This window comes from Azotobacter chroococcum, assembly GCF_002220155.1.
Lineage (GTDB): Bacteria > Pseudomonadota > Gammaproteobacteria > Pseudomonadales > Pseudomonadaceae > Azotobacter > Azotobacter chroococcum.
The window spans coordinates 2,486,847-2,499,446 of record NZ_CP011835.1 but is presented as its reverse complement, the minus strand read 5'-3'; the positions used below and the strand labels follow the sequence as shown (position 1 = coordinate 2,499,446).

Genomic DNA, 12,600 nt, shown 5'->3' with positions numbered 1-12,600 from the left:
GGCACGGCCTTTCATTTTGCCAGCAGGTTTGCCGAAGAAGCCCTGCAAATGCCGGGTGATTTCTCCGAATACGGCTGATGGCAAACTGCAACCACTTGAAATATCGAAAGTATTTCACCCTGGCATGGCGGTTGCTGAGTGGCTGCAGCGTCCCCCGCATTGGCGCCCGGAATCGAAACCAAGGTGAGCCATGATGAACAGAAACAACATCATGGCCAGCATTGCTCTCCGTCGAGACGACGACGCAGTCAGGTTTTTCGTACGCCTCGGTGGCCTGCTGGTGCTGGCCGCTGCAGGACTACTGCCCGATCGACAGGCCGAGGCCGCCATCAGTTGCGCGCGCACGCTGAGCGCCGACGTGGTGGCGATCGACCAGCCGCTGATGTTCAACCGCCTCGGCGCGCAGAACGTCAACGGCATGATGTTCGCGCTGCGCCGGGACGTGGTCGACGAGGACGGCACGCCGCTGCACCAGGGCGGCGCGGCGCAGCCCGGGCGGGTCACGCTGCGGCCGGACAAGCGGCCGCGGCCGCTGGTGCTGCGGGTCGCCGAGGGCGACTGCCTGAAGATCAATCTGCAGAACCTGCTGGCCGCGCAGGCCAACCCCCGCAATGCCGAGGAGCCCGAGCTGCAGGTCGACGACCAGGTGCGCGGCCGGCAGATCGGCTTCAAGGTCAACGGAATGCAGGTGGTGGGCAGCGTCGGCGACATCGCCGCGAACAGCGGGCGCAACGGCAGCTTCCTGCTGGCGCCGGGTGCCAGCCGCAGCTACAGCCTGTTCGCCGAGCGCGAAGGCGTCTTCCTTGCCACCAGCGACGGCGCGACCTTCGGCGGCGAGGGCACGGCCGGCAATGCCGGCAACGGCCTGTTCACCCAGGTGGTGGTGGTGCCCAGGGGCGGGCGGATCTACCGCAACACCCTGACCGAGGAGGAGATGCGCCTGGCCAGCACCGGCCGCACGCCGACCGGCCAGCCGATCGTCGACTACGAGGCGCGCTACCCGGACGCCGAACCCTGGCGCAGCGAGGGCAAGGCCGGCGCGCCGATCCTCAACATGATCGACGGCAGCCAGATCGTCGCCAGCCACAGCGACGCCATCGTCATGGGGCCGAATACGGACGGCAGCTTCCCGGCCTCCACCTATCCGCTGGAGCGCCAGGGCAAGCGCAACCCGGCGCTGCCCAACCGGCTGGAGCCGTTCCGCGATTTCGCCGTCGCCTTCCAGGACGAGGCGGTGGCCGCCCAGGCCTTCCCCGGCTACTGGGCCGATCCGCAGTTCGGCCATGTGCTGGAGCCGACCCGCGACGCCTTCATGATCAACTACGGCGCCAACGGCGTCGGCGCCGAGGTGCTCGCCAACCGCCTCGGCGTCGGGCCGATGCACGACTGCCTGACCTGCCACTACGAGGAGTTCTTCCTCAGCGCGCACACGGTCGGCGACGCCGCCATGCTGGTGGACGTGCCGGCCAACGTCGGCCTCGAATCCCTGAGACCGGGGCAGACGCCGCCGGCCGGGGCCATCGGCATCAAGGCCGCCATGGCGCTGTATCCGGCCGAGCCGTCGAACGTCAACCACAGCTACATCGGCGATTTCGTCAAGTTCCGCAACACCCACGTCGGCCACGAGCAGCACGTCTTCCACCTGCACGGCCACCAGTGGCTGTACAACCCCAACGACGACAACTCCGACTACATGGACGCCCAGGGCCTCGGGCCGGGTTCGGGCTACACCTACGAGATCGCCAACGGCGGTTCGGGCAACCGCAACCGGGTGGCCGGCGACGCCATCTACCACTGCCACTTCTACCCGCACTTCGCCCAGGGCATGTGGAGCATGTGGCGGACCCACGACGTGTTCGAGGAAGGCACCCGGCTGGCGGTCAGCGAGGAGGGCGAGGACGGCTTCCACGAGGAGCCCTTCGAGCTGCGCAGCGGTCTGCCGGCGCAGGGCGCGCGGGCCCTGCCGGACGGCGAGATCGTCGCCGGCACGCCGATCCCGGCGGTGGTGCCGCTGCCGGGCAAGGCGCTGGCGCCGATGCCGGGCCAGGTCCGGGTGGTGGCGAAGATCGGCCGCAGCCAGGACGACGATGACGACGATGGCCGGGTCGTCGGCTCGGTGGCCCTGGTCGACCGCAGCGAGGCCAACCGCAACGCCGACGGCAGCCTGAAGAACCCGGGCTTCCCGTTCTGGATCGGCGGCATCGAGCACAGCGTCGGCCAGCGCCCGCCGACCCCGCCGCTGGACATGCTCGACGCCGGCAAGGCGAGGGCGCTGCGCGACAGTGGCAACACGCTCTGGGCCAACCTCGACCCGAACCAGGCCGGTGGCTGGGACGGCGGCCTGCCGCGCAATGCGCTGCTCGGCTGGTCGGCCGGCGGCGAGGCCACGGTCACCACCAGCGCGCTGGACTTCAGCAAGCTCGTCAAGAAGGCCAAGCCGGTCTACTTCCCCGAGGAGGGCACCGACGTCGAGCAGGCGGCCATGGCCTTCCATGCCAAGGGTTCCCACGACAGCCATGCGCTGCTGCCCGACGGCAGCGTGCAGCAGAAGAGCTTCCGCACCAACGGCGCGCCGCCGGTGGCCGGCGCGCCCTTCTTCGAGCCGTGCATGGACGACCGCCAGGTGCGCCTGACCGCGGCGGCGGGAAGCGGCAAGTTCGCCGGCGGCAGCGGACTGTCGTTCAGCGGCTCCTCGTCCTTCACCGCCGACCGGCCGCGGGTCTACAAGGGCGCCAACATCCAGTTCGACGCGGTGTTCAACAAGGTCGGCTACCACTTCCCGCAGACCCGCATCCTCACCCTCTGGGAGGACGCCGTGCCGACCATCGACAAGCGCAAGCCGCCGGAGCCTCTGGTGATGCGGATGAACACCTTCGACTGCACCATGTATCACCACACCAACCTGGTGCCGGCCTTCTACGAGCTGGACGACTACCAGGTGCGCACCCCGACCGACGTGATCGGCCAGCACATCCACCTGCCGAAATGGGACCTGACCGCCGCCGACGGCTCGGCCAACGGCTGGAACTACGAGGACGGCGTGCTCTCGCCCGCGGCGGTGGTCGAGACCATCCATGCCATCCGCGCGTACAACCGGTGCACGACGGGTGATGCGCGCAACGGCACGCCGGACTGCCCGCAGGCGAAGACCCATCCCTATTTCGGCCAGTTCAACCGGGCCGACTGGATCGGCGCGCGGACCACGATGCAGCGCTGGTTCGCCGACCCGGTGGTCAACACCCACGACGTCGACCGCGGCCTGGGCAACATCTTCACCCACGACCACTTCGGCCCCTCCACCCACCAGCAGGTCGGCCTCTACGCCACCGTGCTGACCGAGCCGGCCGGCTCCAGCTGGTACCACGCGGAAACCGGCGAGCCGCTGTACACCCGCGCCGACGGCGGGCCGACCTCCTGGCAGGCGGTGATCGCCACCGGCGACTACGACGGCGACGGCAGGAACGACAGCTTCCGCGAGTTCTTCCTCGAGTACAGCGACTTCCAGCATGCCTACGAGGCCGGCGTCTACGTGGGCGCCGGGCCCGACGGGATTCCCGACCCGATGGCCTACCCGGCGACGGCCGAAACCTTCCGGCATGCCATCAGCCCGCCGGTGCGCCGCAACGCCTCCACGCTGCTGGAATCGGTGGTGGAGCTTGCCGGCGGCCAGGTGCCGGGCTGTCAGGCCCGGCCCTGCCCGCAGGCGATCTCGGTCGACGATCCGGGGATCTTCGTCGTCAACTACCGGCACGAGCCCGTGGGGCTGCGGGTCTACGACCCGAACCGCAGCGGCCCGGACGGCAAGCCCGGTATGCAGGCCGCGGGGCTGGCCGGGGACCTGGCGCATGCCCTGCAGAGCCGTACCGACCGGGTCATCGCGCCGCTCAACCTGGCGCCCTCGGCGCTCCAGGAGGCCGAAGGGCCGAGCGGCGGCGTCACAGCCTTCCCGCCGCACGTCAACGTCGCCGGCGACCTGCCGGGCGATCCCTTCACGCCGCTCTTGCGCAGCTATTCCGGCGACAACGTGCGCCTGCGGGTGCATGCCGGCGGCCACGAGGAGGCGCACAACGTCACCCTGCACGGGGTGAAATGGCTGCAGAACGGCACCGGCTACGGCAACGGCTACGGGCGCAGTCCCAACTCGGGCTGGAGGTCCGCGCAGATGGTCGGCATTTCCGAGCAGTTCGGCTTCGTCGCGCCGGTGGCGATGATGTCCGACGCCGTCGCGGAAACCGCCGACTACCTGTACAGCATGAACGCCTCGCTGGAGGGCTACTGGAACGGCCTGTGGGGCGTGATGCGCAACTACACGCTCAGCCGCGACGACCTTCAGCCGCTGCCGAACAACCCGCGGCCGGTGGCGGCGCGCAACACCGCCGCCTTCGACGGGGTGTGCCCGCGCGTCAGTCCCAACCCCAGCGGCAACGGCACCCGCGCGACGCCGCTGCGCAGCTACGAGATCGTCGCGGCGCTGGCCAACGACATCCTCGACAACGCCCTCGGGCTGACCATCGGCGACCCGGCGGGCGACGGCCAGCACGTCGGCGCGCCGCTGAATCCGGCCGGCGGCACCCTGGTGTTCAACCCGCGGGCGACGACCATCGCGCAGACCACGGTGGTCGACGAGGAGAGCGGCGAGAGCGCAACCATCGGCGGCCAGTCCGGGCCGCTGCACGACCCCACCGCGATCCTCTACGTGCACAAGGCCGACCTCGATCCGGACACCGGCAAGCTCAAGGCCGGCGTCCCGGTCGAGCCGCTGGTGCTGCGCGCCGCGGCGGGCGACTGCATCGACGTCACCCTGGAGAACCGCCTGCCCGAGCAGATGCCAGACCTGCCGACCTATGCGGTCATGGCCGGCGTGGTGAAGCGCGACCGCGACGGCGCCGAGGGTTCGACCACCTTCAACAACAACCTGATGCGCCCCTCCGCCCATGTAGGCCTGCACGCCCAGCTGCTGGCCTACGACGTGACCAAGGCCGACGGCTTCAACGTCGGCATCAACCCGGAGCAGACGGTGCCGCCGCGGGTTGCCGGCGGGCAGTACCAGAGCCGCACCTACCGCTTCTACGCCGGCCATCTGGAGCGCGAGGGCAAGCCGGTCGAGGACGCCCAGCGCAACCTCGACAAGATCGAGGCCACGGCCGTCGAGTTCGGCGCTCTCAACCTGCTGCCGGCCGACCCGATCAAGCAGGGACAGAAGGGGCTGGCCGGAGCGATGAGCGTGCTGCCGCTGGCCTCGACCTGGACGGAGGATGCGGGCATGCGCGCGGCGGCCACGGTGAAACAGTCCGGGCAGGCCGACTACCGCGACTTCTCGCTGGTCTGGCACAAGGCGCTGAACCTGCGCTGGGCGAACGGCCGGCCGGTGGAGAACATGGCCGCCGAGGGCTTCGGCATCCCGGTCGACCCGGAGGACAACTCTGGCATGGCGGTCAACTACCGGAGCGAGCCGCTCTGGTACCGCTTCGGTCTGGCGCCCGACGCCCCCTTCGGCCATGGCGGCTGGGGCGACCTCGCGAACGTCCACATGGCCTACAGCAACGAGCTGGTCGGCGGCGATCCGGTGACCCCGGTGCTCACCGCCAGCCCCGGCCAGCCGCTGCGCATCCACGTGACCATGCCCTCGGGCGGCAGCCGGGCGGCGACCTTCGGGCTCGACGGCCACCTGTTCCCGCAGGAGCCCTTCCTCGCCCAGTACACCGAGAACGGCTATCCGATCCCGGATGCCGGTGTCGCCTCGGTGCGCTTCGGCAACAACCCGCTGAGCCGCTACGCCGGCGCCCAGGAAAGCGTGCTGCCGGCGGCGCACTTCAACTTCCTGTACCCCGGCGCCGGCGGCGGCAACGCCGCGCCCGGCGACTATCTGTACCGGGACCAGGCAGCCTTCGGCAACGCCGGCGGGTTGTGGGGGCTGCTGCGGGTGCAGCAGGAACAGGGCAAGGGCAAGAACGGCAAGGGCAATTCGCGCTGAGCGAGGAGCCCGGGCGGTGCTGCGCGGCCTGGCGGAGCGGGTCGCGCCCATGACAACAACAAGAATGCGAGGTATCGACCGTGAAAGCCGTGCACAAGGGGTTGGCGCTGCTGCTCCCGTTCGGTCTGGCGTTCGGCGCCGGCCTGCTCCTGTTCGACAGCCGCCCGCCAGCGCCGTCCGGAGAGCAGGCCGGCAACCGGCTGGTGCGCGACGGCATCGCCGTCGAGTTCGCGGTGCAGCCGGTCGACGGCGCGGAGCCGACCGAGGGGATGTTCGCCGACCTGCGCTTCCGGCTGAGCGACGCGGCCAGCGGCCAGCCGCTCGCCGGCCAGGTGCCGGGCGCCTGGCTCGACCTGGCGACCGGCAACGACGATCCGCAGACCGCCTGCCGCAGCCGCATCGGCCTCTACCTCAAGGGCTTGCCGGGCGTGCGCCCGCTGCTCGACCTGACCAGCTACTACCTGCTGATCCTCAACCAGGACCCGAGCATCACGGTGGTCGATCCGCTGACCTCGGTCGGCGGGGTGACCAGCATGTTCACCCGCATTCCGCTCCGGCGTCCGCCGATGGACTGGGTGGCCAGCCCCGCCGAGCGGCGCCTCTACGTCTCCATGCCGGAGGCCGGCGAGGTGGCGGTGATCGACGCCGAGCGTTTCCAGGTGCTCGCCAGCATTCCCGCCGGGCGCCAGCCGGTACGCCTGGCCCTGCAGCCCGACGGCCGCTTCCTGTGGGTCGGCAACGACGCCCCCGGGGAAGCCGGCAGCGGGGTGACGGTGATCGACACCCGGAGCCTGAAACCGGTGCTGCAGGCCGACACCGGCCGCGGCCACCACGAAATCGCCTTCAGCGCCGATTCGCGGCATGCCTTCGTCACCAGCCGCGAGGCCGGCACCCTGACGGTGTTCGACGTGGCGACCCTGGAGCGAATCCGCGAGATCCGCAGCGGGCCGCATCCGCTCGGCGTGGCCCTGTCGCCGCTGTCCGGGGCGGTCTACGTCAGCGACGGCGAGGCCGGCACGCTCAGCGTGATCGACGCCGTCAGCCTGGAGACGCGCAAGACGATCCCGGTGGGGCGGGGCATCGGCCCGCTGGCGTTCGCCCCGGACGGCCGCCACGGTTTCGTCCTCAATACCGCGGATAACACGGCGACGGTGATCGACGCCGCCAGCGACGAGGTGCTGCATCGCCTGGAAGTCGCCGCCGAGCCCTACCAGATCGCCTTCACCCGCGCCTTCGCCTACGTGCGCGGGCTGGCCTCGCCGAAGGTGTCGATGATCGACCTGGCCTCGCTGGGCAAGGGCCGCGAGCCGGGCGTGCTCGGCTTCGAGGCGGGACCTGCGGCGCCCAGGCTGGCCGGCAACCTGCCGCTGGCCAGCAGCCTGGCCCCGGCCGGCGACGATGCCGCGCTGTTCGTGGTCAACCCGGTGGACAACACCACCTACTTCTACATGGAGGGCATGAACGCGCCGATGTCCGGCTACCTCAACCGCGGGCACACGGCACGCGCGGCGACCGTAGTGCCGCGCAGCCTGCGCGAGCTGGAGCCGGGGCTGTTCGGCACCCGGGTTCGGCTGCCGGCCGCCGGTCGTCTCGACGTCGCCTTCCTGCTCAACCAGCCGCAGATCGCCCACTGCTTCGCCCTCGAGGTGCGCGCCGATCCCGACCGGCAGCGCCAGCGGACGCGGCTGCAGGTGGAGTACCTGGTCGACGGCCACGGCGTGGTCGCCGGCACGCCCTTCACGCTGCGCCTGCGCCTGGTGAAGGGCGGCGAGGAGCCCCAGACCGGCGTGGCGGACCTGCGCGTGCGCTACTTCCGCGCCCCGTCCGCGCAGCCCCGGGAGGTCGCCGCTCGGGAGGTGGGCGAGGGGATCTACGAGGCGCCGGTCGAGCTGGCGCAGGCCGGCGCCTACTACCTGCACCTGGGCGCGGCGTCGCTCGGGCTGAAGTTCGGCGATCTGCCCTATCTCGGTCTGCGGGCGCGGCCTGCCGGAGGACAGTGATCATGCAACAACTTCAGGCCGGCCTGGCCCGGGCGCTCTGCGTCCTGTTGGCGATGGCCGGAACGCTGCGGGCCGGCGCGGCGGAAGAACATGCCGGCCACCCGCTTCCGCAAACCCAGGCGGAGAGCGCCCGGGTGCGCTTCGCCGAGGTGCCGCTGAGCGACCAGCACGGCCGCCAGCTGCGTTTGGCGGATGCGGTGGGCGAACGCATCGTGGTGATGGGCTTCGTCTACACCAGCTGCACCACGGTCTGCCCGGTGATCTCGGCGATCATGCAGAAGGTCCAGGCGCAGCTCGGCGAGCGGGCCGGCGCCGAGGTGGGTCTCTTGTCGATCAGCGTCGATCCGCTGCGCGACAGCCCGGCGCGGCTGCTGGACTACTCCCGCGCCTACCAGTCCGGCCCGGGCTGGCGCTGGCTGACCGGGGAGGTCGCGGCGGTCGACGAGGTCCTCAGGGGCCTCGGCGTCTGGTCGGCGGACTTCGCCAGCCACCCGCCGACCCTGCTGGTCGGCGACGCCCGCAGCGGGCGGTGGACGCGCTACTACGGCTTCACCGACCCGGCCGTGCTGGTCGCGCGGATCGAGGTGCTGGCCGAGGCCCGCGAGCACGCCGGGCACGGACACATGGCCCGGCACGCGACGCAGGAGAGCCGGCCATGAAGACCTTGCCCGGCATCGCCCTGGCGCTGCTCGTCGCGGCCGCCCAGGCCCACGAGGGCCATGCCCCGGCCCCGGCGGCCGGGGCGGCGGCGCAGGAAGTGAAGGGCGGCGTGCCGGATGCGCGCAGCTATTTCACCGACACCCCGCTGCTCGACCAGGACGGCCGCGAGCGGCGCTTCTACAGCGACGTGCTGGCCGGACAGGTGGTGCTGCTCAATGTGATCTACACGCGCTGCAGCGATGCCTGTCCGCTGATCACCCGCAAGCTGCGCGAGGTGCGTGCGGCCCTCGGCGAGCAGGCCGGCCGGGTGCAGTTCGTCTCTCTGAGCAGCGACCCCGAGCACGACTCGCCCCAGGCGCTCAAGGCCTTCGCCGCCCAGCAGGGCGCGGACGATCCGAACTGGACCTTCCTCACCGGCGACAAGGCCAACATGGATCTGGTCCTCGCCCGGCTCGGCCAGCTCTCGCAGACGCCCGAGGGACACTCGACCCTGCTGATCGCCGGCGACGTGCCGAACAAGCGCTGGAGCAAGATCCGCCCGGACGCGCCGCCCGCGGCCATCGCCCAGCGCCTGCAGCTGCTCGCTGAGCCGGTGGCCGGCCGCTGATGGGCTTCTTGATGGCTCCCGGGCACCCGGGTGGGAGCCATCGTCTGCGGGCCTGTCTGCTCGTCCTGCTGCTTGGCTGGACGAGCCTTGCCGGAGCGCTCGCATTGACGGCCGAGGAGGCCGCCGGCCGGCGGCTCTACCGGGAGGGGCTCGGTGCCGGCAACACCCCGGTCGAGGCGCGCGTCGGTCCGGCCGGCACCGCGATGCCGGCCAGCGTGCTGCCCTGCGCCGGCTGCCACGGCAGCGACGGGCGCGGCCGGCCCGAGGGTGCGGTCCGGCCGCCGGAGATCACCTGGCGGCGGCTGACCACGGCCCGGCCCGCCTACGATGCAGCGGGCCTGGCCCGGGCGCTGGGCGAGGGGCTCGATCCGGCCGGCGAGCGCCTGGACCCGGCGATGCCGCGCTTCGTCATGAGCTGGCGCGATCTGGCCAATCTCGGCGCCTATCTCAAGCGCCTCGAAGAAGACCTCGACCCCGGCCTGCACGAGGCGCACCTGCGCCTCGGTACCCTGCTGCCGTCCGCCGGTCCGCTGGCCGCGGCGGGGAAAATCGTCGGCGCGCTGCTGCAGGCGGCGCTCGACGAGCTGAACCAGGCCGGCGGCATCCATGGCCGGCGCCTGGAACTGGTGATCGCCGACCCCGGCCCCGACCGCGCCTCGGCCGAGGCGGCGCTCGCCGGGCTGCTCGACGGCGGCGAGGTCTTCGCCCTGCTGGCGCCGCTGGCGCCGGCGCTGGAGGCGCGCTACGGCACGCTGCTGGCGCCGCGCGGGGTGCCGCTGGTCGGGCCGCTGCCGGGGCCGGACGGGGAGGAGGGCCCGCTGGTCTTCGCACCGCTGGCGGGGCTGAGCGAGCAGCTGTTCGCCCTCGCCGGGTTCGCCGCCGGCGAGTCGCCACCCGGCGAAAGTCCGGCGCTGATCGCCTATCCGCCGGAGGCCGCCCGGCAGGCCGAGGCGCTGGCGGCTCGCCTGCGCGCACATGGCTGGAAGCGGGTGCGCCTGTTCGACTACGGAGCGGCACAGGCGGATGGCGAGGCGCCGCTGACGGCGGATCTCGAGGCGCTGTTCTTCCTCGGCGCCGGGGAGGCACTGCTCGCCCTGGGCCGCGCCCTGGACGGGGCCGGGCTGGCGCCGCGGCTGTACGCCAGCGCCCAGCAGGCGGCCGGCGCGGCGCTGCGCCTGCCGCCGGCCTTCTCCGGGCGGTTGTTCCTCGCCTATCCGCTGCTGCCGGCGGACGTCACGCCGGCCGGCGCGCAGGCGCTCGAAGCCCTGCGCCGGCGCGCCGGCCTGGACGCCCAGCAGCCGGCGCTGCAGATCGGCGCCTACAGCGCGACGCTGCTGCTCGCCGAGGGCCTCAAGCGCGCCGGCCGCGACGCCAGCCGCGAACGCCTGCTGCGGGAGCTCGAGAACCTGCACGCCCTGCACACCGGGGTGACCCCGCCCCTGGGCTTCGGTCCGGGCCGGCGGGTGGGGGCGGCGGGGGCGCACATCGTCGGGGTGGATCTGGCCGCCGGGCGCTTCGTCCCCACCGGGCGCTATGTCCGGGTCGAGCCCTAGTCGGCGGCATGGCACGCTACGCAACAGGCATTGATGATCTCCCCTCCAGGGGGAGACAGGATAGTCACTGACGCTGCCGGGATGCCCGACCGCCGCACCGGCGGCCTCCTCGAGCAGTGGGTCGTGCCGCTTGCGGGCACCCTTTCAAGAACTTGCACTTTCCCATTGGGGAATAGCCCGGGAAGTGAGGTCGATACCGCTTCGGTAGGAGCGAATTTATTCGCGATGCTTCTGGTTTTGCCAATGATCGCAGATAAATCTGCTCCTACAGCCTTGCTGGCCAGCAATCGATCGGCGTTCGGCCGAAGACCTTGAAAGGACTGCCGCTTGCGGGGTGAGTCGGAACCGTGCCTTCCCGTGGAAGGCTTCGAGCCCGCTCCCGCCCTCTATACTTCAAGGGCCTTGGACGAACATGCCAGATATTGCGTCGGGACGTGGAGGGGCCGCAAAGACCCCCCGCATGCGCTTCGTCGTGTTGGGAGGGAGGGCCGTCCATCGAGGTCTGCGGAGCTGTCGAATCCCATGAGCAGAGTGAAAGTCCCGGTCGAGACATGCCCGACGGCGAGTCGTCACCGCTGTCGTTGCAGGCGCTTGCGATGTTGAGCTGGCGCTCCCTGGGCGTCGCCTTGCTGATGGTGATGCTGGCCGGGTGCGCTTCGCGAGACCATCCCCCCAGGCGGCAGCCGCCGCCGGTCGTGGTTTCGGAAAGTACCTGGCGGAAGGTCGATAGCGACATCGTCGCCGCCTCGAAGGAGGCGACGAGGCAGACCACGAATTACGCGCGCGACGTCATGCTGGAATGGATGGGCCTCGTTTACCAGCGCACCGATACGAATTTCATTCCCTGGTTTTCCGGCTACTGGACCCAGCAATGGCTGACCATGAAGGTGGGCTGGTACAGGCTGAATGCAGGAAAGGAACAGGGGCCGGCTGTGGATCGCCTGGCCATCTATCTGCAGGAGCAATACCACGGTCGCGTGCTGGAGCCCGTCGCTAGGCAGATTGATCCCGACCGGGTCATGGAAAAGGCGATGAAGTTCTACGTCTGGCTCCTCGGCGAGCTGCTCCGGAAAATCCCGCAGCGCTACGGCGTACCCCAGGATCAATTCGAGCGCCGGCTCAAGGGCATTCCGGCGATCGCCCTGGGGCCGCCCCCCACTCATGTCGCTTCGGTCCATCAGATCATCCACAGCGAGCCGATCGACAAGCTGCCGGCTTATGGGGTCCTGGTCGCGCGAATCCGCACGACTTCCGGCAGCGCGAGAGCCTGGAGATCGGACGCGGACATATCCCCGGTCGTGCGGCGGACCAGCAAGAGACTGATGACCGAACTCGCCACCAGCAGTGCCTCGAGCGTTGTTTCGATGGCGGTCGGCCGGGCGGTGGGCTCGGTGCTTTCCCTGGGCGTGGCGGGTATCAGCGCCATGATGCGCGAGGACGAGCGCCCGGAAATGGAGGCGCTGCTTCGCAAGAGCCTGAACGCAGCCTTCAAGGAAAAATGGGCCGATCTGATGTGGGACCCCGACACCGGGGTGCTGGCGGGGGTCTATTACCTGTCCGGACAGATCGAGGAAAATCTCGCCAGGAAGCGGAGGCTGTCGCTCCAGTTCGCGCCGGTGCCGCGAAGAGCTCCCCTGCCGGATGGTTAGGGTCTGTTAACGTTTTGGCGTAGGCCGCGACGGAGGCCCGTTTGGCGCAGAACAAGGAGCGAGGAGAGAAGTTTGGTCACTCCAAATGAACGACGAGCGACGCCGTGCTGCGCCAGACGGGCCCCGTCCCTTCGGGTTGCGCGTCAAATGCCGCCAT

Annotated in this window: 6 protein-coding genes; all 6 read left to right on the top strand. The window is 70.7% G+C overall.

Annotated elements, in window-relative coordinates; all coding sequences use genetic code 11:
• The first annotated feature begins 193 nt into the window (after nucleotides 1-193).
• The 6 genes from mnxG (at nucleotide 194) to ACG10_RS11395 (ending at nucleotide 12,443) form a co-directional block, all read left to right on the top strand.
• Nucleotides 194-5,974 (top strand): manganese-oxidizing multicopper oxidase MnxG, encoded by a 5,781-nt coding sequence (gene mnxG / locus ACG10_RS11420; protein WP_232487092.1) that lies wholly within the window; start codon nucleotides 194-196, stop codon nucleotides 5,972-5,974.
• An 80-nt stretch (nucleotides 5,975-6,054) separates the two neighbouring features.
• Nucleotides 6,055-7,974 carry a cytochrome D1 domain-containing protein gene (locus tag ACG10_RS11415; protein ID WP_232487091.1) on the top strand — a complete coding sequence of 640 codons (1,920 nt, stop codon included), beginning with the start codon at nucleotides 6,055-6,057 and terminating at the stop codon, nucleotides 7,972-7,974.
• Nucleotides 7,975-7,976: 2 nt separating this feature from the next.
• The gene (locus tag ACG10_RS11410) at nucleotides 7,977-8,633 is read left to right on the top strand and encodes an SCO family protein (protein WP_089168301.1); all 657 of its coding nucleotides are present in this window, start codon (nucleotides 7,977-7,979) and stop codon (nucleotides 8,631-8,633) included.
• Entirely contained in the window at nucleotides 8,630-9,241 is a 612-nt protein-coding gene (locus ACG10_RS11405) for an SCO family protein (protein WP_089168300.1), read from the top strand. The genes ACG10_RS11410 and ACG10_RS11405 overlap by 4 nt, the downstream gene beginning before the upstream one ends.
• Before the next feature lie 104 nt (nucleotides 9,242-9,345).
• Complete coding sequence (locus ACG10_RS11400; protein ID WP_332460652.1) at nucleotides 9,346-10,794, top strand: ABC transporter substrate-binding protein; 1,449 nt, start codon at nucleotides 9,346-9,348, stop codon at nucleotides 10,792-10,794.
• A 551-nt stretch (nucleotides 10,795-11,345) separates the two neighbouring features.
• Nucleotides 11,346-12,443: a hypothetical protein gene (locus ACG10_RS11395; RefSeq protein ID WP_232487090.1), complete on the top strand. Its 1,098-nt coding sequence runs from the start codon at nucleotides 11,346-11,348 to the stop codon at nucleotides 12,441-12,443.
• The last annotated feature ends 157 nt before the right edge of the window (nucleotides 12,444-12,600 follow it).